19 protein-coding genes are annotated in these 23,406 nt (G+C 68.4%); 8 read left to right on the top strand and 11 right to left on the bottom strand.

Annotation, left to right across the window (positions count from 1 at the left end):
- Window positions 1–30: 30 nt before the first annotated feature.
- The 4 genes from folC to UU7_RS02725 form a co-directional block, all read right to left on the bottom strand.
- The gene (gene folC / locus UU7_RS02735) at window positions 31–1,329 is read right to left on the bottom strand and encodes a bifunctional tetrahydrofolate synthase/dihydrofolate synthase (protein WP_007805138.1); all 1,299 of its coding nucleotides are present in this window, start codon (window positions 1,327–1,329) and stop codon (window positions 31–33) included.
- Between the two features lie 75 nt (window positions 1,330–1,404).
- Window positions 1,405–1,569 (bottom strand): hypothetical protein, encoded by a 165-nt coding sequence (locus tag UU7_RS18825; protein WP_193385045.1) that lies wholly within the window; start codon window positions 1,567–1,569, stop codon window positions 1,405–1,407.
- A 110-nt stretch (window positions 1,570–1,679) separates the two neighbouring features.
- Entirely contained in the window at window positions 1,680–4,391 is a 2,712-nt protein-coding gene (locus UU7_RS02730; protein WP_007805137.1) for a heavy metal translocating P-type ATPase, read from the bottom strand.
- A complete protein-coding gene (locus UU7_RS02725) occupies window positions 4,388–4,813 on the bottom strand; it encodes a heavy metal-responsive transcriptional regulator (protein ID WP_007805136.1) in 426 nt (141 codons plus the stop codon). Before UU7_RS02725 ends, UU7_RS02730 begins: the two co-directional genes overlap by 4 nt.
- Before the next feature lie 219 nt (window positions 4,814–5,032).
- On the opposite strand from UU7_RS02725, the gene UU7_RS02720 reads away from it, so the two are divergent.
- The gene (locus UU7_RS02720; protein WP_007805135.1) at window positions 5,033–5,485 is read left to right on the top strand and encodes a PA2169 family four-helix-bundle protein; all 453 of its coding nucleotides are present in this window, start codon (window positions 5,033–5,035) and stop codon (window positions 5,483–5,485) included.
- Between the two features lie 52 nt (window positions 5,486–5,537).
- The gene (locus tag UU7_RS02715) at window positions 5,538–6,716 is read left to right on the top strand and encodes a mechanosensitive ion channel family protein (protein WP_007805134.1); all 1,179 of its coding nucleotides are present in this window, start codon (window positions 5,538–5,540) and stop codon (window positions 6,714–6,716) included.
- 4 nt (window positions 6,717–6,720) lie between these two features.
- Here UU7_RS02715 and pdxR read toward each other — a convergent pair whose 3' ends face one another.
- On the bottom strand, window positions 6,721–8,160 hold the full coding sequence (gene pdxR / locus UU7_RS02710; protein WP_007805133.1) for a MocR-like pyridoxine biosynthesis transcription factor PdxR: 1,440 nt from the start codon (window positions 8,158–8,160) through the stop codon (window positions 6,721–6,723).
- A 91-nt stretch (window positions 8,161–8,251) separates the two neighbouring features.
- Between pdxR and UU7_RS02705 the strand changes: the two genes are divergently transcribed.
- The 3 genes from UU7_RS02705 to UU7_RS02695 all read left to right on the top strand — a co-directional run bounded on the left by UU7_RS02705 (window position 8,252) and on the right by UU7_RS02695 (window position 10,068).
- A complete protein-coding gene (locus UU7_RS02705; RefSeq protein WP_007805132.1) occupies window positions 8,252–9,049 on the top strand; it encodes an MBL fold metallo-hydrolase in 798 nt (265 codons plus the stop codon).
- 9 nt (window positions 9,050–9,058) lie between these two features.
- Window positions 9,059–9,529, top strand: coding sequence for a cupin domain-containing protein (locus tag UU7_RS02700; RefSeq protein ID WP_007805131.1), 471 nt, complete (start codon window positions 9,059–9,061; stop codon window positions 9,527–9,529).
- 131 nt (window positions 9,530–9,660) lie between these two features.
- A complete protein-coding gene (locus UU7_RS02695) occupies window positions 9,661–10,068 on the top strand; it encodes a VOC family protein (protein WP_007805130.1) in 408 nt (135 codons plus the stop codon).
- A 46-nt stretch (window positions 10,069–10,114) separates the two neighbouring features.
- Here the strand turns inward: UU7_RS02695 and UU7_RS02690 are convergent, their stop codons facing one another.
- The 4 genes from UU7_RS02690 to UU7_RS02675 all read right to left on the bottom strand — a co-directional run bounded on the left by UU7_RS02690 (window position 10,115) and on the right by UU7_RS02675 (window position 15,785).
- Window positions 10,115–13,699, bottom strand: a complete 3,585-nt coding sequence (locus tag UU7_RS02690) for a class I SAM-dependent DNA methyltransferase (protein WP_007805129.1) — start codon at window positions 13,697–13,699, stop codon at window positions 10,115–10,117.
- A 124-nt stretch (window positions 13,700–13,823) separates the two neighbouring features.
- Window positions 13,824–14,195, bottom strand: coding sequence for an ArsR/SmtB family transcription factor (locus tag UU7_RS02685; RefSeq protein ID WP_007805128.1), 372 nt, complete (start codon window positions 14,193–14,195; stop codon window positions 13,824–13,826).
- Window positions 14,196–14,199: 4 nt separating this feature from the next.
- On the bottom strand, window positions 14,200–15,285 hold the full coding sequence (gene arsB / locus UU7_RS02680; RefSeq protein WP_007805127.1) for an ACR3 family arsenite efflux transporter: 1,086 nt from the start codon (window positions 15,283–15,285) through the stop codon (window positions 14,200–14,202).
- A complete protein-coding gene (locus tag UU7_RS02675) occupies window positions 15,282–15,785 on the bottom strand; it encodes an arsenate reductase ArsC (RefSeq protein ID WP_040672769.1) in 504 nt (167 codons plus the stop codon). The genes arsB and UU7_RS02675 overlap by 4 nt, the downstream gene beginning before the upstream one ends.
- A 73-nt stretch (window positions 15,786–15,858) precedes the next feature.
- Here UU7_RS02675 and arsH point away from each other — a divergent pair, with 73 nt between their 5' ends.
- Window positions 15,859–16,623 carry an arsenical resistance protein ArsH gene (gene arsH / locus UU7_RS02670; protein ID WP_007805125.1) on the top strand — a complete coding sequence of 255 codons (765 nt, stop codon included), beginning with the start codon at window positions 15,859–15,861 and terminating at the stop codon, window positions 16,621–16,623.
- A gap of 31 nt (window positions 16,624–16,654) precedes the next feature.
- Here the strand turns inward: arsH and UU7_RS02665 are convergent, their stop codons facing one another.
- Complete coding sequence (locus UU7_RS02665; RefSeq protein ID WP_040672768.1) at window positions 16,655–18,496, bottom strand: ABC transporter ATP-binding protein; 1,842 nt, start codon at window positions 18,494–18,496, stop codon at window positions 16,655–16,657.
- A gap of 172 nt (window positions 18,497–18,668) precedes the next feature.
- Here UU7_RS02665 and UU7_RS02660 point away from each other — a divergent pair, with 172 nt between their 5' ends.
- Together UU7_RS02660 and UU7_RS02655 are read left to right on the top strand one after the other, a co-directional pair.
- The gene (locus UU7_RS02660) at window positions 18,669–21,074 is read left to right on the top strand and encodes a DUF3772 domain-containing protein (RefSeq protein ID WP_007805123.1); all 2,406 of its coding nucleotides are present in this window, start codon (window positions 18,669–18,671) and stop codon (window positions 21,072–21,074) included.
- A 142-nt stretch (window positions 21,075–21,216) separates the two neighbouring features.
- Entirely contained in the window at window positions 21,217–21,651 is a 435-nt protein-coding gene (locus tag UU7_RS02655) for a VOC family protein (RefSeq protein WP_007805122.1), read from the top strand.
- A gap of 67 nt (window positions 21,652–21,718) precedes the next feature.
- On the opposite strand, the gene UU7_RS02650 is transcribed toward UU7_RS02655, so the two are convergent.
- Window positions 21,719–23,344 carry an alpha/beta hydrolase gene (locus UU7_RS02650; protein ID WP_040672680.1) on the bottom strand — a complete coding sequence of 542 codons (1,626 nt, stop codon included), beginning with the start codon at window positions 23,342–23,344 and terminating at the stop codon, window positions 21,719–21,721.
- Between the last annotated feature and the right edge of the window lie 62 nt (window positions 23,345–23,406).

Below are 23,406 nucleotides of genomic sequence, written 5' to 3'. Positions count from 1 at the left end.
CGCGGCGATTATACCTGCCGCGGGCAACGGTCATCCGGCGTCGACGATGCCCGCCATGGCCGCGTGTTCAGCCAGCACCGCCGTGGCCACGAAAAACGAGCCGAACGCGAGGATGCAGTCGCCCGCTTTCGCGGCGGCACGCGCCGCCTGCAACGCCGCCGCCACGTTGGGGTGCGTCGTGCACGAGGCCTGCGGCAGGGTCTGTCGCAGGATGGTGCCCAGCGCGTCGACGCTCATGCCGCGCGGACTGTCCTGGTCCAGTCCGGCCAGGTGCCAGTGATCGACACGGTCGCCGAGCGCCGCGATCACCCCCGCGGCATCCTTGTCGGCGAGCGCGCCGTAGACGGCACGCACTGTGCTCGACGGTCGCGCGTCCAGCCATTCGGCCAGGGCGCGGGCGGCCTGCGGGTTGTGCCCGACATCCACCATGATCGGAACCTCGCCGCTGATCAGCTGCAGTCGCGCCGGCACACGCACCTCGTGCAGGCCCACGCTGATCGCGGCGAAGAACGCGCTGGGCGTCAGCCTCTCGTCGCCCAGCGCGTGCAGCGCGGCAATCGCCGCCGCCGCGTTCGCGTACTGCACCGGTGCGGACAGGGCCGGATCGGGCAGTTCCATCGCACTGCCGTCGCGGTGGCGCCAGCGCCAGCCGTCCGCATGGCGCTCGACGCTGAAATCGATGCCGGCCCGCTCGACCCGGGCGCCGCAGGCTTCCAGTGCGGCGAGCAGACCCGCTGGCGGGTCCAGCTCGCCCACGATCGCCGGGCGCCCGGCCCGCGCGATGCCGGCCTTCTCGCGGCCGATGCTGTCGCGATCCGGGCCGAGCCAGTCCATGTGGTCCAGGTCGATCGTGGTGATGATCGCCGCGTCGGCGTCGATGATGTTGACCGCATCCAGCCGTCCGCCCAGCCCCACTTCCAGCACGGCCACGTCGAGCCCGGCCCGCGCGAACAGGTCCAGCGCGGCCAGCGTGCCGAACTCGAAATAGGTCAGCGGGATGCTGCCCCGCGCGGCCTCGATGCGCTCGAACGAGGCGATCAGCACCGCATCATCGGCATCCGCCCCGTCGATGCGCACGCGCTCGTTGTAGGCCAGCAGGTGTGGCGAGGTGAATGCCCCCACGCGGCGGCCCGCAGCGCGCAGCATCGCCTCCAGCAAGGCCACCGTGGAACCCTTGCCATTGGTGCCGGCGACGGTGATCACCTGTCGCGCCGGCGCCGGTGCGCCCATCCGCTGCCACACCTCGCGGACCCGTTCGAGGCCCAGCTCGATGCTGTGGACGTTGACGCGTTCCTGGTACGCCAGCCATTCGGCGAGTGTGCGGCTCATGCGGTGACTTTGTGCTGGGGAGTGGCAGCGTTCGCGCCGGTGCGCGAACGGTAGGCACGAAGTCTAGGGCAACGCTCAGCCAAACGGACGAATGCCGCTGTAGTGCAAGGCCATGTACAGGGCGAACGCGCTCCACAGGGTCTTCCTCAGCGCCCTGCCCACAAACAGCGCAGCCATCAGGCCGAGCAGCAGGGGCAGGTATCTGTCGAGCGTGCCGCGGGTTTCGGGAATGACGTTCATGGATGCTCTCCGGCACCACCGTGGTGCGGGAGCATGATCGAACGGGCACCGCCACCGGCCACAGTCGCCACCGTCAAGCATCGCCGGTGACAATCGTCACGACGCAGGCCTCACAGCGGTGCGCGCCGCAGCCGCAAGGCATTGCTGACCACCGACACCGAGCTGAGGCTCATCGCCAGCGCCGCGATCATCGGCGACAGCGTGATGCCGAACCACGGATACAGCACGCCGGCTGCCAGCGGCACGCCGACGGCGTTGTAGACGAAGGCGAAGAACAGGTTCTGGTGGATGTTGCCCACGGTGGCCTGCGACAGCTTGCGCGCACGCACGATCGCGCCCAGCTCACCCCTGACCAGGGTCACCGAGGCGCTCTCCATCGCCACGTCGGTGCCGCCGCCCATCGCGATGCCGACGTCGGACGCGGCCAGCGCCGGCGCGTCGTTGATGCCGTCGCCGGCCATCGCCACGCGGCGGCCTTCGGCCTTGAGCCGGTTCACCACGGCGGCCTTGTCGGCCGGCGAGACGTCCGCATGCACCTCGTCGATGCCCAGCGTGCGCGCCACCGACTGCGCGGTGGTGGCGTTGTCGCCGGTGAGCATCACGATGCGCAGGCCGGCCGCGTGCAGTGCCTGGATGGCCGCGGGCGTGTCGGGCTTGATGCGGTCGGCCACCGCCAGCAGCGCGGCGAGGGTGCCGTCGACGGCGAGGAACATCACCGTGGCGCCGTGTTGACGCAGTTGTTCCGCGCGAGCGTTGGCATCGTCGCTGATGGCGGCAAGCGACTCGGCCATCAGCCTGGCATTGCCCAGCGCCACCGTGCTGCCATCCACCGTCGCGCTGACGCCGCTGCCGGTCAGCGAGCGGAATTCCGTGGCCGCCAGTAACGGCACGCCTTCGGCATCGGCGGCAGTGACGATCGCGCGGGCCAGCGGATGCTCGCTCGGCCGCTCCAGCGCGGCGGCCAACGCCAGCAAGTGTTCGCGTGGCTGGTTGCCGAGGACCACCAGTTCGGTCAGTGCCGGCTTGCCCTCGGTCAGCGTGCCGGTCTTGTCCACCACCAGGGTGTCGATGTCACGCAGGGATTCGATCGCGCCGGCGTCCTTGAACAGCACGCCGTGCTGCGCGCCGCGCCCGCTGGCGACCATGATCGAGATCGGCGTGGCCAGGCCCAGCGCGCAGGGACAGGCGATGATCAGCACCGACACGGCCGCGATCAGTGCATGCGCCAGGCGCGGTTCCGGCCCCGTCATCGCCCACACGGCGAAGGCCAGCACGGCCGCCACGACCACCGCCGGCACGAACCACGCGGCGACCTTGTCGGCCACGCGCTGCAACGGCGCGCGGCTGCGCTGCGCGGCCGCCACCAGCGCCACGATCTGCGCCAGCAGGGTTTCGCCGCCGACTTTCTGCGCGCGCATGGTCAGCGCGCCATCCTGGTTCACGGTGCCGCCGGTGACCGCATCATCCTTCGCCTTGACCACCGGCATCGGTTCGCCGGTGAGCATCGACTCGTCGACGTGGCTCTGGCCGTCGATCACCACGCCATCGACCGGCACCTTCTCGCCGGGACGCACGCGCAGCACGTCGCCGGCCTGCACTTGCTCCAGCGGCACGTCGGCCTCGCTGCCATCGGCGGCGATCCGCCGCGCGGTCTTCGGCGCCAGCCCCAGCAACGCCTTGAGCGCCGCCCCGGTGCGCCGCCGCGCGCGCAGTTCCAGGAAATCGCCCAGCGTGACCAGGGTGACGATCACCGCCGCCGATTCGAAGTACACCGCGACGCGGCCATGCATGTCGCGGAAACCGTCCGGAAAAATGCCCGGCAGCAGGAACGCCACCGCGCTGTACAGCCACGCCACGCCGGTGCCCAGCGCGATCAACGTATACATGTTCGGCGACCATGGCCTGCGGACTCTCCCTTCCGTCACTGCCGAACCGCGTTGCTTTGCAACCCTGTGGGCCGGGACGGCTTGACCGTGGCGCTGCGTCATCGCTCGGTCGCGTATCGACATACGCTCCCTCGTTCTTCCTTGCGCCTCGGCCAAGCCGCCTCCGGCGCGATCCGGCAGTGACGGAAGGGAGAGTCCGAGCGAGCGCCAGCCACGCCCGAAGAACGGCGCGCCGCCCCACAGCACCACGACGCTGGCCAGCACCGCCTCGACCCAGCCAGCCACGCCATCCCACGGCGCGGGCAGATGCCAGCCGAACAGATGCGGCCCCATCGCCAGCGCAAACACCGGCAAAGTCAGCGCCACCAGCCACCAGAAACGCCGCGTCATCGCCCGCAGTTCGCCGCCATCATCCTCGTCCAGCGAGGGCATCATCGGCTCCAGCGCCATGCCGCACTTCGGGCAATGGCCGGGGCCGACCTGCTGCACTTCCGGATGCATCGGGCAGGTGTAGACCGTGCCGGCTGGCGCGGCCGGCGCGGGCTGGCGTTCGCCCAGGTACGCGGCCGGATCAGCCATGAACTTCTCGCGGCAGCGTGCGGAGCAGAAGTGGTACGGGCGACCGTCGTGTTCGGCGCGGTGCTGCGCGGTGTGCGGGTCCACACTCATGTCGCAGACCGGGTCCTTCACCAGGTGTGCGCCATGCGCATCACCGTGCGCGGCGTGGTCATGCTCGTGCGTGGCAGTCGCGACCAGATAGCGCGCCGGCTCCGCCTCGAACTTCGCCTTGCAGCCGCCGCAGCAGAAATGGAAGGTCTGCCCGTCGTGCACGGACTGATGCCTCGACGTGGCCGGATCAACCGTCATGCCGCAGACCGGGTCGGTCGCCGTCGAAGGCGTGTTGTCGCTGCCGTGGCAGCACGCCTGCGCGTTCATGCTGCCACCTCGTCGTCGCTCAGCGCGCGCAGGATCGGACACTGTTCCGGCTTGCCGTGTCCGGGGCACGAGGCCACCAGTTGCGCCAGTCCATCGCGCACGCGCTGCAGTTCGACGATGCGCTGCTCGATGGCCGCCAGCCGCTTTTCCGCCCGCCGCTTCACCGCCTTCACCCCGCGCTGGCGATCCACCGAGAGCGCCAGCAATTCGCGGATCTCCTCCAGCGTGAAGCCGAGATCCTTGGCGCGGCGGATGAAGCGCAGCTGCGTCACCGCGCCCTCGCCGTAACTGCGATAGCCGGAAGCGCGCCGTTCGGGTTCGGGCAGCAGGCCTTCGCGCTCGTAATAACGGATCGTGTCGATCGCCACGCCGACGCGCCTGGCGACAGCACCGATGGTCAGGGAGGGAGCTTTGGTATTCATGCGGACAAGTCTAGACCATGGATCAAGGTCGAGAGTCAAGCAGCCGATGCGCGCCCCTCTCCAACGCGCGCCCACCCGTGCAACAACGCGCCATCAAGATGAACGCAAGCCACGGGTCTGAACAAAGCCGTGGCGCTTCCGTCACCTGCCCTCCCGTGTACTTGTCCACGGCGATTCCCCTGCCACCACGGTCCACATCGGAATCCGCAAGGAGAACTCATGAACAACGAACACGACATCAAGACCCTCAACAGCCTGATCGAAACCACCCTGGACAGCGCCGACGGTTACGCCGAAGCGGCCAAGGATGCGAAAAGCGAACCGCTGGTCTCGCTGTTCCGCGCGCGCTCCGGCGAGCGCCGCACCGCGGCGTCGGCCCTGCAGAACTGCGTGCGTTCGCTGGGCGGCAAGCCCGAGGATGACGGCACCGTGCTGGCCTCGGCCCACCGGATGTTCGTCAACCTGCGCACCAGCCTCACCAAGGCCGACAACAAGGCAGTGGTCGACGAGGTCGAACGCGGCGAGGATCACATCAAGGCGAAATTCGAGGACGCGATGAAGGACGACGAGATCTCGCCCCATACGCTGTCCGTGATCGCCGACGTCTATACCTCCGTCCGCAGCGGCCATGACCAGATGCGGGACATCAAGCAGGCGTTCCACGCCAGCTGATCACGCCAGTTGGACGACTCGCCATCCGGCGACGAACGAAGGGCACCTCACGGTGCCCTTCTTCTTTGCGCATGTGCCATCCGCAGCCGCCAGCCGACATTTCTTCCACATCGAAGGCGGCAAGCTGACCACCATGCTTGGCGATTTCCTCTCGACCTGGACGGCTGGTCCGTGGGCGCGGCTTGGACTGGCGCTGGCGGCCGGCCTGGTGCTTGCCCTGCTCGTTCGCGTCGCGGCCTACGCCGCGCTGGATCGCGTGGCGACACGGCAACCGGTGCTGTCGGACATCCTGCGCCGCGCCAGCGGCCCGATGGAGTGGGTGTTGCCCCTGCTGGCCTTCGCGATCTGCCTGCGCAGCTGGCCGGCCAGCGCCTCGCCGCTGTTCGCCCTGCTGCAGCATCTTTCGCTGATCGCCCTGCTGGGCGCATGTACCTGGCTGGTGGTGCGTTGCATCGGCGCGTTCGAGGATGCCGCGATACGCAATCATCCGATGGACGTGGCCGACAACCTGCAGGCGCGCCGCGTGGTGACCCAGGTACGCGTGCTCGGGCGCACCGCCGACGTCATCGTGATCATCCTTGGCGCCGCGATCATCCTGATGACCATTCCCGGCGTGCGCCAGCTCGGCACCAGCCTGCTCGCCTCGGCCGGCGTGGCGGGCCTGGCGATCGGCCTGGCCGCCAAACCGGTGCTGAGCAACCTGATCGCCGGCCTGCAGATCGCCCTGACCCAGCCGATCCGGCTCGACGACGTGGTGATCATCGAAGGCGAATGGGGCCGCATCGAGGAGATCACCGGCACCTACGTGGTGGTGCGCATCTGGGACGAGCGGCGGCTGGTGGTGCCGCTGAACTGGTTCATCGAGAACCCGTTCCAGAACTGGACCCGGCAGAGCGCGCAGCTGATCGGCACGGTGTATCTCAAGCTCGACTACCGCACGCCGCTGGCGCCGCTGCGCGAGGAACTGGCGCGGCTGTGCGACCAGTCGGAACTGTGGGATCGCCGCGTCTGCATCCTGCAGGTGACCGACACCGACGAACACGCCATGCAGCTGCGCGCCCTGGTCAGCACCTCGGATTCCGGTCGTGGCTGGGACTTGCGCTGCCTGGTGCGCGAAGGCCTGATCGCCTTCATCCAGGCCCATTATCCCGACGCGTTGCCGCGCTGGCGCGGCGAACTCAGTCGCGGCGGGCAGGCTCCGGACCTTCCCGCTCCGGGCGTGACCGCGTGACGCCCTAGAGCTTTCGCAACGACCGGCGCAGGCCGGCCAGCGCCGCAGAAATGTCCGCCGCGTCGATCACGCCGTAGCCGAAGGTCACCGCCGGCTCGATGTTGCGTGTCATCGCGTACTCGGCGGTGGCTTCCGCCCCGGCGGCGGCACGCAACACCACCGGCATGAGCTTCGACGCCTGCGCCGGGTCGCGCAGACGCGCGGCCAGATGCAGACCCGCTTCGGAGGGGATCGGCTGCAGCCATTCACCGAGCCCGCGCTGCAGGCCGTCGAGCAAAGCCTCGCGCCGCGCGGCGTAGATCGGCCGCATGTGGCGCACGTGCCGCGCCAGGTGGCCGTCACGGATGAAGGCGGCCAGCGCGGCCTGGGTGATGCCGTCGCAATGCGAGTCGACGCAGTGCTTGACCGTGACCAGCCCGCTGCGCGCCCACGCCGGCGCCACCACAAAGCCCTTGCGCAGCGAGGGGAACATGCTCTTGGAGAAGGTGCCGACGTAGAACACCTGCGCGTCGCGATCCAGCGTCTGCAGGGCATCCAGCGGGCGGCCGCCGAAACGGAACTCGCCGTCGTAATCGTCTTCGACGATGACGGCGTGATGGCGGCGCGCGAAGTCGAGCAAGGCCGCGCGGCGACGCAGCGACATCGCCACGCCGGTGGGCGACTGGTGCGACGGGGTGACGCTGATGATGCGCACGTCCTCGGGCAGGCGCTCGACGCACAGGCCTTCGTCATCCACCGGCAACGGCACCAGCCGCGCGCCGGCCGCGGCGAACGCGGCGCGCACCGGCGGGTAGCCCGGCTCCTCCACCGCCACCTTCGTCTGTCCCGGCGTGACCAGCAGGCGGGCGATCAGGTCGAACGCCTGCTGCGCGCCGGAGGTGACGATCACGTCGTCGGCGCTGCAGGCCACCGCGCGGGCAAACGCCACGTGCTGCGCGATCGCCTCGCGCAAGGCGGGGATGCCTTGCGACGGCGCATAGGCGAACGATTCGCGCGCGCTCCTGCGCAGCGTCTGCGCCATCAGCCGGCGCCAGACCTCGTGCGGGAAATGGCGATGATCGGGAATGCCGAGACGGAAATTGCGCTCGGGCAGGCTGCGCGCCGGCGACGGCTGCAGGAACGGCGTGCGCCACGCCGGCGCAAAACGTGATGCGTCCACGCCCGCGCGCGCCGGCTTCGACCGGCGCCGCGCGAATTCGGCGACCTGCGGCCGGGCGCCCTGGCGCGGCACCACATAGCCCTCGGCAATCAGCAGGTCGTAGGCGGCGACCACCGTATTGCGCGCCACGCCCAGCGCCTCGGCCACTTTGCGCGTGGCGGGCAGCGCAGCGTGTGGCGGCAGGCGGCCATCGAGGATCGCCGCGCGCAACTGCTGGTGCAGCGCCTGTGTAAGCGAGCCGACGCCGCGCGGCAGCAGCACCGGGAACGAGAAAACTGGTTCCATCGAATCTCTCCCGAATGGATCAACCAAGGGTCCAGATTATGCCTAGAGTCTGCACCGTACGGGCACCGCCCGCCCCAAGCGAGACCAGACCATGACGAAAGCCATCTGCGAAACCTGCGGCACCCAGTACCCGAACACTCCTGGGCATTGCGCCGTCTGCGAGGACGAGCGCCAGTACGTCGGCGCGCACGGCCAGACGTGGACGACCCACCAGGCGCTGAAAGCCACCCACACACTGCGCATGCAGGACGAAGCCGGCGTGCTCGGCATCGGCCTGGCTCCGGATTTCGCGATCAACCTGCGCGCGCTGTACCTGCCCACCGACGCGGGCAACATCCTGTGGGAGTGCCTGAGCCTGGTCACCGACGAGGCGGTTGCCGCGCTGCAGGCGCGCGGCGGCGTGGACCTGATCGCGATCTCGCATCCGCATTTCTACGCCTCGATGCTGGAGTGGAGCGAGGCGCTCGGCAACGTGCCGATCCTGCTGCACGAGGCGGATCGCGACTGGGTACGCCGGCCCTCGCCCAACGTGCAGTTCTGGCGCGGCGAGGTCTACCGCCTGTCCGACGCGGTGACCCTGATCAACAGCGGCGGCCACTTCCCCGGCAGCACCGTGCTGCACTGGAAGAACGGGCCGCGACCCGGCGGCGCGCTGTTCTCCGGCGACGCGCCGCACGTCGCCAGCGACCGCCGCCACGTCTCGTTCATGCACAGCTACCCCAACTTCATGCCGATGCCGGCGGCCGACGTGCACCGCATGCGCTCGCGCCTGGCCGGCTGCGACTTCGTGGACGTCTACGGCTTCACCTGGGGCCGCAACATCATCGGCGGCGGCCGCGCGGCGGTCGATGCCTCGTTCGCACGCTATCTCGCCGCCATCGCCGCCTGAGGACACGCCATGAATCGTTCCGCCCACCTGCACGACTATTTGCCCGCCCGCTTCAGCACCGCCGCCTCGCGGCACTGGGTGCCTTCGTCCATGCCCGGCAAATCGTCCAGCCCGCTGCGCTTCTTCGCCGACGACCGCGGTTTCGTCGAGCTGCTGCGCATGGAACCGGGCACGGTGATGCCGCTGCATCGGCATACCGGCGAGATCCACGCGTACAACCTCAGCGGCACGCGCAAGCTGTGCACCGGCGAGCTGATCGGCCCCGGCGATTACGTCTACGAACCGCCGGGCAACACCGACTGGTGGAAGATCGTCGGCGACGAGCCGATGCTGGCGCTGGTGATCGTGATGGGCACGGTCGAATTCCTCGGCCCCGGCGGCGTGGTGACCGGACGTGCATCGGCCAGCAGCCAATGGGCGGAGTACGAAGGCCATTGCCGTTCACTGGGCGTGGCGACGCCGGACCTCCGCGATCGTTGAACGCAGCCCCGCGGTGGCTCAGCCACGGGGGCGACAGCAGGCTGCCCCGCCGTGTCGAAATCGCCGCCCGCCGATCGTCGCTCCGATGACGAGCACCGTCGCTCCTCGCCTCCACCACCGGAAAACCCCGCATGCCCAAGATGATCTTCGTGAACCTGCCGGTCGCCGACCTCAAGAAGTCGATGGCCTTCTACGCCGCCATCGGCTTCGTCAACAACCCCCACTTCACCGACGACACCGCCGCATGCATGGTGTGGAGCGAGACCATCCACGTCATGCTGCTCACCCACGCCAAGTGGCGCACATTCACCGCGCGGCCGATACCGGATGCCGGCGCCAGCGAGGTAATGCTGGCGCTCTCCCTCGATGACCGTGCTGCAGTCGACGCCATGAACGATACGGCCGCGGCGAACGGCGGCACGGCCGACATCAATCCCGTGCAGGAACACGGCTTCATGTATGGCCGCGACCTGACCGATCCCGACGGCCACGTGTGGGAAGCGTTCTGGATGGACCCGGCGGTCATTCCGGCGGATTGATGACGTCCGCTGTCAGGGTGGCCGCTGACGCCGCCGGCCGGCAGCGTCAGCGGTTGCTGTAGCGGCCGTCCTGTTCGCGGGCGCGGCCCAGCGCCACCAGCATGTCGAGCAGCTGCGGCAGGCGTTTCTTCCACGGGCCGCGGGCGGTGAAGCGGGTCGCGAGCGCGTCCGCATCGAGTGCGACCGGGCTGGCGGCGAGGGCGTCGGCCACGGCGCGCACCTGGGCCACCGCGTCCTTCGGCCACGGCAGCGGCTTGGCCGCGGCGACGGGCGCGGCGGCTTCGTCGCCGGCCTGGCCGGCGGCAAGTTCGGCCTGCTCCGGTGCGGCCTGCGCGGTCGGGTGCTGGAACGCGGGGCGCAGCCAACGGACCAGGCCACGCGCTTCCTCCGCCGCGCGCTCGGCATTGAGCGCCACCAGCCGTTCGAGGATCGCCTCGTCGAAGGCACGTTTCGCGTCGTCACGGCTGGCGCCATCGGCAGGTGCGTCGTTACCGTGTGCCACGCGCAGCAGCGGCAGCAGGTCGCCCCAGCCGTAGGCATCGAGCACCGCCGCGTCGATCTCGTCATGCAGCTGGCGCAGCACCGAGACCAGGCCATGCTCGTGGATCACCCGCTCCTTCGCCGTCAGCGGCTCGCCGCTGCGCAGCTTGTCCAGCACGTTGTACATGCCGGTGAGGGTGAGCTCAGAGTGCGCGGCTTGCTGGCGTTTGCGGTGGGCGTCGAGTTGTTCGGCGAGGGTGCGGAAGTGGGTTTGTTGTTCGTCGGTGGTGCAGGGAAACGGAAATGGAAGGAAGGATCGTGAATTCACGTAGACCGGGCGATCTTCCAATGTGCTCCCATTCGCCTTTGCCCATGCAACGTGGGGTTCCGAGGAACAGACAGCCAAGTGCAGTGCATCGTCAGACGCGATGACCCTCAGTTTTTGATCGGGCAAAATTTCGGCCGACAGAAACTGGAACACGCGATGTTTCGCGGTTTCAACCGTGGCGATGTATCTGGTCAAACCGGCCAACGCCTTCCGCATCTCACTTCTAGGCTCGGCGAAGATCCACCAGTTTCGTTTGTACGTTTCGCGCTTGTTTTGATCGCGTTCCGGCTTCACGTGGTTCAGGACGCGCTGATAGACGGCGGGAAATTGCCGACGAACGGCGTCGTGCTCGACGCCGTAGAGGTCGATCACGAGCGCGTTTCTCGATTTGTCCGTGAGGTCGCGTCCGTTGCGGTAAGGGACGATATGCCGCCTCAGTTCGGGAATCGCATCGAGACCGAGTTCCTCGGCTTCCATTTGCGTCACAACAAACCCCATTCCATGAAGCTTCACGCCCATGTGGATCATCCCGGTGTTTGCCATGAGCGGCTTTGCCCGGGTTTTATCAACACCGAGCGTCAAGTCGGAAGCAAGGACGCCGTGTTTTTCGACAACCGAAACATTCGCTGATTCGTCATCAGTGCCACGTTCGCTCGTGACGGTCGACAGAGTGCCAAGCGCATCTTCGCCACTGCCAACCGTCATCGCGATACGTACGGACGCTCCGTCGGCTGCGTCGACCCACGGGTGATCGGGAATCGCGAACACCAGCGACAGCGGCCGCGCTTTTGCTCCCTCCCCTGCTCGCAGGGGAGGGTTGGGGTGGGGTGCTTTTGACTTGGCGGCGACCGGGGGCAACCCCCTCCCAGCCTCCCCCTGCGAGCAGGGGGAGGAGCCGAGTGCGGCTTCAAGGACGCGGCGGTTGAAGGTCTGGCGGATCGAGTTGGTGGTGATGAAGCCGAAGCGCTGCAGTGCGCCGCGCTGGGTCAGCACGGCGGCGTGGTGCCACCAGTACATGACGAAATCCGCGGAGTCAGGAACATCTGGCCAAGCACTGCGTAACGCTTCGGTGTAGCCATCGCCCAACGAAGTTCTCATAAGGCGGGCGCCAATAAACGGCGGATTCCCCACCACGAAATCCGCTTCGGGCCACGCCGCCTTGCGCGGATTCACATATCTTTCCAGCGGCAACCGCTTGCTGTCGTCAGGCACGTCCTCGCCGGTGACGGCGGACTTCTTCATGCTCACGCCGTCCCAGCGACTGACCGGCACGCCGCGTTCGTCGAGCACGTACTCCATGCGGTCGTAGGCCAGCACCGCATCGCGGTTCTCGATGTTGCGGAAGTCGCGGATCACCGGCTGCGGCGGGTTGATGTCGCCGCGGGTGCGGTAGTGCCATTGCAGGTAGCCGATCCACAGCACCACTTCGGCGATGGCAGCGGCGCGCGGGTTCAGCTCGATGCCGAGCAGCTGGTGCGGGTCGACGGTTTCGCCGCCCATCGCGTCGGCGCGTTCGCCGCCGAGCGCCAGGCCGGTCTGGCGGTAGCCGAGTTCGTCCAGCGCGTTGAGCACTTCGCCTTCGAGGCGCTTCAAGTGTTCCAGCGTGACATAGAGGAAGTTGCCGCTGCCGCAGGCGGGGTCGAGCACATTGACCGTGCACAGACGATGGTGGAACGCGCGCAGGGTCTCCACCGCCTCGTCGGCCTTGCCTTCGGCGGCGAGGGTGAGCGCGGCGGCGTGGGCGTCGCTCCATTCGCCGCGCAGCGGTTCGATCACGGTGGGCAGCACCAGCCGCTCGACGTAGGCGCGCGGGGTGTAGTGCGCGCCGAGCTTATGCCGCTCGCCGGGGTCGAGCGCGCGTTCGAGCAGGGTGCCGAAGATGGCCGGCTCAACGTGCTCCCACTTGGCCTTGGCCGCCTCGATCAGTAGCGCGACCTGCTCGCGGGTGAGCGGCAAGGTGTCGGGCTGCTTGAACAACTTGCCGTTGAAGCGCAGTACCTCGCTGGCGATGGCGCCGCTGAAGCCGCCGGTGTCCATGACGTGCCAGAGCAGGCCGAGCATGCGCATGGCGATGTCGGGCTGGTCGGCATGTTTCAGCAGCAGGTCGCGGAAGCTGTCGCTCGGCAGCAGCTTCACGTCTTCGGCGAACATGGTGAACAGGCAGCGCATCAGGAACTGCGCGACCGCCTCGGCGCGGTGTCCGGCCGCTTCCAGGCTGCGGGCGAGGGTGGCGAGCCGCGCGGCGATCTCGCGAGTGACGCGGGCGGATTCGCGGCTGGGGTCGAGCGCGAGCGGGTCGGTCCAGATCGTGCGCAGGCGCGCGCGGATCTTTTCCTCGCGCAGCTCGTCGAGCGCGATGCGGTGGCTGCGCGGGTCGGGGAACGGCGTGTAGGTGGCGCCGGAGCGGCTGAACTCCGCATACAGCTCGATGCGGTTGCCTACGTCCACCACCAGCAGGAACGGCGGGCGGCCCTCGCTGGCTGGCAGCGCGCGGGCGTACTGCTCGGCCTGGCTGCGTGCACGCAGCATCGCGTCGTCGAAGCCCTTGGTGTGGGTGGGCGCCTTGAGCTTCTTCGCTTCGAGCACGAAGCAGCCGCGCTTGTACAGGTCGATGCGCCCGGCCGAGTTGCTGCCGTCGCCGTGGCTGAAGGTGACCGGCCGCTCGAACATGTATTGCTGCTCGGCATCCGGATGTGGCGCCTCCACGCCGAGCAGCCGGCACAGGTCCAGTGCAAAGCTCTGCGCGGTGGACAGCTCCGAGGCGGTGACGCCGCGCCACTTGGCGATGAAGGCGTCGGCGGCGTCCATGCTGGTGGTCGTCATGAGTGCTTCACCGTGACGGCGAGGAGGTGCTTCACGATCATTCCTTTCGATAGCTGCGCCGCCGAGGATATCCGGTTCTGCGCCCTGCCCTCACTTCGCCGCCTGCGCTGCCCAGCGCCGAAGCTCAGGCCGAACCCGACCGCCGCTTGCCGGTCGCAGCCACGCCCTTGGCCGGCGCGCTCTTGCGCGTGGCCGGGGCGCAGCTGCCGCCGGACTGGCTGCAGCAGTGGTCGGTCAGGTAGCCGATCAGGTCGTTCATCACCTCGATCACCGGCGCGTAATAAATGAAGCGCCCGCTCTGCCGGCTGCTCACCAGGCCGGCGTGCGACAGCTCCTTCAGGTGGAAGGACAGCGTGGCGTTGGGCAGGCCCAGCTGCTCCGCGATCGCGCTGGCGGCGAGTCCTTCCGGCGCATGCTCAATCAGCAGCCGGTAGACCGCCAGCCGCGACTCCTGCGCGAGCGCGGCGAGAATGGTGATGGCTTGCTTGTTCTGCATGACGCTACTCCCGGGCTGCTTCATACCAGCGCTTGCTGCGGTTGACGATGCGCACCACCGACAGCATCACCGGCACCTCGATCAGCACGCCCACCACGGTCGCCAGCGCCGCGCCGGAATGCACACCGAACAGGCCCACCGCGGTGGCCACCGCCAGCTCGAAGAAGTTGCTGGCGCCGATCAGCGCCGAGGGACCGGCCACGCAGTGCGGCACGCCGAAGCGGCGATTGAGCCAGTACGCCAGGCCGGCGTTGAAATACACCTGGATCAGGATCGGCACCGCCAGCAGCGCGATGATCGCCGGCTGCGCGATGATCTGCCGGCCCTGGAAACCGAACAGCAGCACGAGGGTGGCCAGCAGCGCGAACAGGGACACCGGCCCCAGCCGCTGCAGCAGTTGCTGCAACCGCGCCTCGCCGCCATGCGCCAGCACCCGGCGCCGCAGCAGCACGCTGAGCACCACCGGCACCACGATGTACAGCAGCACCGACAACAGCAACGTGTTCCACGGCACCGTGATCGAGGAGATGCCCAGCAGCAGCGCCACGATGGGCGCGAACGCCACCACCATGATGGCGTCGTTCAGTGCGACCTGGCTCAGCGTGAACGTCGGCTCGCCGTTGCACAGGTTGCTCCACACGAACACCATCGCCGTGCACGGCGCGGCGGCCAGCAGGATCAGGCCGGCGATGTAGGAGTCGAGCTGTGCGGCCGGCAGTTGGCCGGCGAACAGGTGGCGGATGAAGATCCAGCCCAGCAGCGCCATCGAGAAGGGCTTTACCGCCCAGTTGACGAACAGCGTGACGCCGATGCCCTTCCACTGGCGGCGCACGCCGCCGAGCGCACCGAAGTCGATCTTCAGCAGCATCGGGATGATCATCAGCCAGATCAGCACGGCCACCGGCAGGTTCACCTGGGCCACCTGCATGCCGCCCAGCGCCGCGAAGCTGCCGGGCAGCAGGTGGCCCAGCAGCGTGCCGGCGACGATGCACAGCAGCACCCAGAGCGTGAGCCAGCGCTCGAAGAAGCCGATGCGGGCGCCGTCCGGAGCAACCGCGTCGGCGGCGAGTGCGGCGGATGGCTGGTTCATGCGTCGGCTTCCTCGCCGGTGAGGCTGCCGATGCGGTGGAGCGCCTGTTTCAGCGCGTCGCGGCCCATCGTTTCCACCGGCAGCTGCAGCAGCGCGGTGATCCGCCGCACGATCAGCGCGTACGCACGCCGGAATGCCGCGGCAGCGTCCGCGTCCCGGGCGGCAGCCGGATCAGGCAGGCCCCAATGGCTTTTCACGAAATCGCCGAACAGCACCGGGCAGGCCTCGCTGGCGGCGTTGTCGCAAACCGTGATCACGATATCCAGCGACGGCGCGCCCGCTTCGGTGAAGCGGTCCCACGACTTGCTGGCGAGTCCCTCGGTGGCGATGCCGTGGGCCTGAAGTTGCTCGATCGCGTGGGGGTTGACGCGCCCGGTCGGCTGTCTGCCGGCGCTGAACGCCGCGAAGCGCCCCGCGCCCAGGTGATTGAGGGTGGCCTCAGACAGGATGCTGCGGGCCGAATTGCCGGTACAGATGAACAGGACACGACACGGGTGCATGGGCGGCGGTTCCGGATTGGCTTCCATATTTCCATGATTATAGAATCATCAAACCAACGCAACAGGAATCGCCGTGATCCCGGACCTGCCCCATGTCGCCGCCGACGTGCTGGACACCCCCAGCCTGGCCAAGCTGGCCCTGCCGGCCGACGCCGGCCACCCGCCGCGCATCCTGATCCTGTACGGCTCGCTGCGCCCGCAGTCGTTCAGCCGCAAGCTGGCGCTGGAAGCCGAGCGCATCCTGCGCCACTTCGGCGCCGAGACGCGGGTGTTCGACCCGCACGAACTACCCATCCTGGACAGCGTGCCGGCCAGCCACCCCAAGGTGCAGGAACTGCGCGCATTGTCGTTGTGGTCCGAGGGCCAGGTGTGGGTCAGCCCCGAGCGGCACGGCACGATCACCGGCGTGTTCAAGAACCAGATCGACTGGCTGCCGCTGGAGGACGGCAGCGTGCGGCCCACCCAAGGGCGCGCGCTCGCGGTGATGCAGGTCAGCGGCGGCTCGCAGTCGTTCAACGTGGTGAATGCGCTGCGCGTGCTGGGCCGCTGGATGCGCATGCTGACCATCCCGAACCAGTCCTCGGTGGCCAAGGCCTGGCAGGAGTTCGACGACGACGGCCGGATGAAACCCTCGCCGTTCTACGACCGCGTGGTGGACGTGATGGAGGAGCTGTTCAAGTTCACCCTGCTGGTGCGCGGGCGCAGCGACTATCTGGTCAGCCGCTACAGCGAACGCAAGGGCGCCGCCGCGGCGAAGGCGCTGACGGCCGCGGCCAACGTGCTGGAAAGCGCGGCGACGGCAGGCAAACCGGCCTGCTGCAGCAGCGGAGCGTGTTGAGCCCGCGACGGACGTCCGCCGAAACCGCCGGCTAGACCGGCGCATCCTCCGCCGCCACGAAGCCACCGGTCTGTCGCCGCCACAGTCGCGCGTAGAGGCCTTCGTGCGCGATCAGCTCGGCGTGGGTGCCGGTCTCGACGACCTGCCCCTTGTCCAGCACCACCAGCCGATCCATCCGCGCGATGGTGGACAGGCGATGGGCGATCGCGATCACCGTCTTGCCCTGCATCAGCAGGTCGAGACTTTCCTGGATCGCCGCTTCCGCCTCGGAGTCCAGTGCGCTGGTGGCCTCGTCCAGCACCAGGATCGGCGCATCCTTCAGCAGCACGCGGGCGATCGCGATGCGCTGGCGCTGGCCGCCCGAAAGCTTCACGCCGCGCTCGCCGACCAGCGCGTCGTAGCCGCGGCGGCCTTCGCCGTCGCTGAGGTTCGGAATGAACTCGTCGGCGCGGGCCTTGCGCACCGCTTCGGCAACCTGCGCCTCGCTGGCGTCCGGACGTCCATACAGCAGGTTGTCGCGGATCGAGCGATGCAGCAGCGAGGTGTCCTGGGTGACCACGCCGATCTGCGAGCGCAAGCTTTCCTGGGTGACATGGGCGATGTCCTGGCCGTCGATCAGGATGCGCCCGGCCTCGAGGTCGTACAGCCGCAGCAGCACGTTGACCAGGGTGGACTTGCCCGCACCGGACGGCCCGACCACGCCGATCTTCTCGCCCGCGCGCACGGCCAGGTCGAGCCCGGCGATCACCCCGCCCTGCTTGCCGTAGTGGAAATGGATCTGCTCGAAGCGCACCGCGCCGTTGGTCACCGCCAGCGGCACGGCGTCGTCGCGGTCCTGCACCGCGCGCGGCTGGGCGATGGTGGTGATGCCGTCCTGCACCGTGCCCACGTCCTCGAAGATGCCGTTGACCACCCACATGATCCAGCCGGACATGTTGTTGATGCGGATCACCAGCCCGGTCGACAGCGCGATCGCGCCCACCGTCACCCGCCCCTCGCTCCACAGCCACAGCGCCAGCGCCGAAGTGCCCACGATCAGAAAGCCGTTGAGGGTGGTGATGCTGGCGTCCAGTGCGGTGGTGATGCGGGTCATCCGGCGCAGCTTGTCGGTCTGATCCATCATCGCCTCGGCCACGTAGGCTTCCTCGCGGCGCGTATGGGCGAACAGCTTCAGCGTGAGCACGTTGCTGTAGCCGTCCACGATCCGGCCCATCAGTTTCGAGCGCGCCTCCGAGGCCTTCCAGGAGCGCTGCTTCAGCCGCGGCACGAAGAACGCCAGCAGGCCCACATAGGCGAACACCCAGGCAAACAGCGGCGCGGCCAGCCAGAAATCCGCCTGGGCAAACAGCACGATGGCGCTGCCGGTATAGATGGTGACGTACCAGATCGCATCGACGATCTGCACCGCCGATTCGCGCAGCGCACCGCCGGTCTGCATGATGCGGTTGGCGATGCGCCCGGCGAAGTCGTTCTGGAAGAAGCCCAGGCTCTGGCGGATCACGTAGCGATGGTTCTGCCAGCGGATGCGATTGGTCAGGCTGGGCACGATGGCCTGGTTCACCAGCAGGTCGTGCGCACCGATCGCCAGCGGTCGCGCGATCAGCGCCACGAAGCCCATCCACAGCAGTTCGTTGCCGTGCTGCCGGAAGAAATCTGCCGGCGGCGCGCCCCGGGCCATGTCCACGATGCTGCCGATGAAGCCGAACAGCGACACCTCGATGATCGCCACCACGAAACCCAGCACGATCGCCACGGCGAACACCGGCCACGCCTGGCGCAGGTAGAACGCATAGAAGCGCCACACCGACTGCGGCGGCATGCCGTCGACCGGTTCCTTGAAGGCGTCGATGAGGGATTCGAACCAGCGGAAGATCATGAAGCACCGGGGTATTGGCGGGCATGTATTGTGCGGCAAGTCGGCGGCGCGCTTACGAGCAGCGACTATCGAAGCCCGGGGCAGCCCAATCTGAACGCCAGCCGCGCCAGCGAGCGCCGGCCGGCTCGCCGTGATTGACCACCCGCGGACGCGCTCCGATCATGCGCGGATGCCCGCCTTCCCTCGCCTGCTCCTGACCCTGTTGCTGATCTTCGGCGCCGCCACGCTGCACGCCCAGGACAGCAACCCGCCAGGTGCCTCGGCTGCGTCGCCGGCGCAGACCATGGACCAGCTCAGCAATCAGCTCGACGACATCAAGGCCGCCCTGAGAAAAGGTGACGAGGCCGACCAGTCACTGGCCGACCTGCGCAGCACCGCGCTGGCCGTGCAGGATCAGTCGCGCCAGCTCACCGCCAGCCTCGCGCCGCAGATGACTGCCCTGCAGGCCCAACTGGCCGTGCTGGGTCCGACGCCGGCGAAGGGCGCGCCAGCCGAAGCGCCGGAAGTGGCCGCACAACGCCGGAAGCTGGACAAGGCGCAGGCCGACCTCGACGCACAGATCAAGCAGTCGCAGCTGCTCAACCAGAACGCGATGCAGCTGGCCGCGCAGATCACCGGCCTGCGCAACGACCAGTTCCAGGCGCGGCTGGCCTCGCGCACGCCCACGCCGTTCAGCCGTGCGTTCTGGGCCGGCCCCGCGCGCACCTTTCCCGATGACCTGGTGCGCCTGAAGCGCCTGGGCACGCGCTTCACCGGGGCGGTCAGCGAGGCCTGGCAACCGCCAAACCGGCAACCGCTGCTGTGGTGCCTGGCCGCAGCCGTGCTGCTGCTCGCCGGGGGCCGCTGGCTGCTGGAGCGCCTGTTGCTGGCGCTGGCCGCCCGCCATGTGCCGGACGGACACCTGCGGCGCAGCGCGATGGCCACTGCGGTGGCGCTGACAGCCGTGCTGACGACCGGGCTCGCCGCCCAGCTCGCGTACACGGGACTGAACTGGAACGACGTTCTCGACGACGACACGCAGAACCTGATGACCGCCATGGTGCGGCTGGTCTGCCTGGCCGCCTTCATCACCGGACTCGGTCGCGCCCTGCTGTCGGTACGGCGTCCGTCCTGGCGCCTGCCTGCGCTGTCGGACCTCACCGCGCAGTGGCTGCGCCCGTTTCCGTGGCTGCTTGCCGCCGCAGCGCTGCTGGCCGGCATGGTCGAGCGCACCACCCGCACGATCGGCACCAGCCTGCCCGCCACCGTGGCCACGCGCGGGCTGTTCGCCCTGCTCATCAGCGGACTGATCGGCGCCGCGCTGTGGCGCCTGCGCCGCAGCCGCAGCGAACCGGATCGGGACGCCGGCGAAGCCGTGCCACGGCCCGTATGGGTCAGCCTGCTGGTCGTGGCGGCCTCGCTCGGCGTGGTGGTCAGCGGGTTGTGCGTGGCCACCGGCTACATCGCGATGGCCTTCTTCCTGGCCCGGCAGATGCTCTGGGTCGGCCTGATTTTCGCCACCACCTACCTGCTGGTCCACCTGCTGACCGACCTGATCAACACCTTGCTGTCGCCACGCGGCCGGGGCGGCCAGCGGCTGCAGGCCAGCCTGGCCCTGCCGTCGCACAAGCTGGAACAAGCCAACGTGCTGCTGGTGGGCATCGTGCGCGTGGGCCTGGTGCTGGTGGCGCTGGCCACCGTGCTGACCCCGTTCGGTGCCGGCCCGGGCGACCTGCTGGTGAGCGCCCGGCAAACCCTTGGCAACCTGAAGTTGGGCGAGCTGGCGATCAACCCGGCCAGCATCATCACCGCCGTACTGGTGCTGCTGGCTGGCGTGCTGGTGCTGCGCGTGCTCAAGCGCTGGCTGCGCGAGCAGTTGCTGCCCAAGTCGGCGATGGATCGGGGCATGCAGGAATCCATCACCACCCTGCTCGGCTATCTCGGCGGGCTGCTGGTGGTGGTGCTGACCCTGGCCGCACTGCAGGTGGATCTCAAGAGCATCGCCTGGATCGTCAGCGCGCTGTCGGTGGGCATCGGCTTCGGCCTGCAGGCGATCGTGCAGAACTTCATCTCCGGCCTGATCCTGCTGGTCGAGCGGCCGGTGAAGGTGGGCGACTGGGTCAGCCTGTCCAGCGACGTCGAGGGCGACATCCGCCGCATCAACGTGCGCGCCACCGAGATCCAGATGTGGGACCGCTCCACCGTGATCGTGCCGAACTCGCAGCTGATCACCCAGAACGTGCGCAACGTCACCCAGGCCAACGCCCTGGGCCGCGTGCAGATCAAGCTGCCGATGCCGCTGGACACCAATGCGGGCAAGGTGCGCGAACTGGTGCTGGGCATCCTGCGCGCCCACCAGGGCACGCTGGCCACGCCGGCGCCGTACGTGCAGCTGGAAAACGTCACCGCCGGCGCGATGACCTTCAACTGCGTGGCCTACGTGGGCAGCCCGCGCGAGGTCGGCGGCGTGAAAAGCGATCTGCTGTTCGAGATCCTCGAACGCCTGCGCAGCGAGAAACTGCCGATGAGCAGCCCGCAAAGCATGCTGGTCCGCACGTTGCCGCCGCTGGACGAGAGCATCGACGGCCAGGGGTGAGCGGCGGCGGGCTTCTCGGCCTTCGACTTCGCGCCTGCGGCGCTACGCCCGGTCCGAACGGAACGGGGAACGACAGCCGACGGAAGCGCGGACCGTTCGATCGCGCTAGCCTGAGCGCACTCTTCGCAACGGAGTCAGCAGCATGATCTCGACCCCTGTTTCGGGCAGCACCATCATTCCGTGCCTGCGCTATCGCGACGCGCACGCGGCCATCGACTGGCTGTGCAAGGCGTTCGGCTTCACGAAAAACGCCGTGTACGAAAACGACCAGGGCGGCGTGGAGCACGCCCAGCTCACTCACGGCAATGGCATGGTCATGCTCGGCGAGGTACGCGACAACGCGTTCGGCCGGCACATCGCCCAACCGGACGAGATCGGCGGGCGCGAGACCCAGTGCGCCTGCGTGATCGTGACCGACTGCAAGGCGCACTATCTGCAGGCCAGGGCCGCCGGCGCGGTAATCGTCGACGACTATTCCGAAATGGACTACGGCGGCGCCGGCTACAGCTGCCACGATCCGGAAGGTCATCTGTGGTATTTCGGCAGCTACGATCCGTGGCAGCCCGCACCGGGTTGACGCCCGGCGCCTGGTAGCCGCAGGCCGGCGCTTGGCCGGCCTTCGCTCAATGCTGCAACGGCACCGGTCAGGGTGCGGCGACGGGTTTCAGTTTCGAATCCGGTCGTGCGATCGCATACATTTCCCAGCTGATCTGCTTGAGCAGTCCCATGCGGTCCTTGCCCACGACGTACAGGTCGAAGTGGGTGCGCTCAGGCAGGAAATGGAAATCCGAGCTGGCGTGCAAACCGTCCAGCGCCGCCTTCAGGCGGTGCGCGGCGCCGTCGAGGTAGAACGTGTCGGCGGTGCCCACATAGAGGTGGATCTTGCCGTCGAGATCGGCCTTCAGCTGCGGCCAGTTGAGCTGGACAAGGTGGGCGATGTCGTAATGGTCGCGCCAGTAGGCGACCACCGCCGGATCGACCGCGCCGGTGTCGCGATCGAACATCGGCATCGGCCGGCCATCCGCTCCGCGCGGGGAGAACACCCAGTCGAACGAGGCCATCTGGCCGCCGTATTCGCCCAGCACGCGTTCGAGCCTGGCGAAGTCCTCGAAGCTGGCCAGCACCTTGCCCTTGTCGCGCACCAGCGGATACGCGGTGCCGTCGGCGCGGCGATAGACGTTGGCATGGGGCGCGTACAGATCCACGCCGGTGAAGTCATGGAAGTCGCTGGAATCCGGCGAGGTCGACCAGGTGCCGCCGAAGACCTTCGGGTAGCGGATCTGCAGCCACAAGGTGGCCCAGCCGCCGGAGGAGTGGCCGTTGAGGAAACGGCCGTTCGCCTTGCCGTCCATCCGGTAGCGGGATTCCAGCTGCGGAATCAGCTCGGTGGTCAGCGCCTGCCCCCACGGACCGTTGTTGACCGAGTCGGCAAACTCGTGAGTGCCGGTGGCGCTGGACTCGTCCAGGAACACCCAGATCATCGGCGGCATCTGTCCGCTGCTCATGCCCTGCCACACGCGGGCGATGCTGCCGGTGAAACGGTCGGCATTGCCGCCGAAGCCATGCGTGCTGTAGACCACCGGATAACGCGACGCCGTGTTCGTGTCGTAACCGGGCGGCAACACGACCCAGCCGCGCATGTGGATCGGCCGCCCCCAGAACGCGCTCAACGAAGGACTGACGAAATCGATCGGGCGGGAGTGGCTGCGCGCGTCGGGCAGCGCCTTGCGTACTTCTTCGGGCGTGGACGGCGACAGCGTCCACGCCGCATCCGCCGGCAACACGCGGGCCAGTTGCAGGGTCGGCGTGGTGCTGGCCGGAAGATGCATGCGCACCACGTCGCTGACCAGGTCGCCCGCGCCACGTCCGCCGTAGTTGTAGTCGTGGTTCACGTCCAGCACGGCCTGGACCAGGTAGTCGCCCGGCGGCAGCTTTGACCAGCCGGCGGGGAAGGCCAGGGCGTCCGCGTCGATGTCCACGCCCTGCCCCGGCACCAGCCGGTCAACCTCGCGCGCGGCCACCGAGGCCTGGGTGGCGCCGAACGGGCTGGCATCGATCTGCTCGACCTTGCCGTCCCTGGCCGCCGCCACAGCCGCCTTCGCATCCACGGCGAACAGCAGCAGGCGCCCCGAGGTGGGCCGGGTCAGTGTGCCGCCCAACTGGATATGGAACTGGCTGTGCGCCACTGGCGCCTCGGTACGCGCCACCGCCACGCTGGCGAACAGCCCGCAGCCCAACACGATCGCCGCAACGCCACGCAAATCACGCATTTCGATGTCCCCCGGGTTGCCAAGCATCAGCCGGGGCGCGATTGCCCCGGCCGCAGATCATC

It is taken from the genome of Rhodanobacter spathiphylli B39 (genome assembly GCF_000264295.1).
Lineage (GTDB): Bacteria > Pseudomonadota > Gammaproteobacteria > Xanthomonadales > Rhodanobacteraceae > Rhodanobacter > Rhodanobacter spathiphylli.
This window is presented reverse-complemented; position numbering and strand designations above follow the sequence as displayed.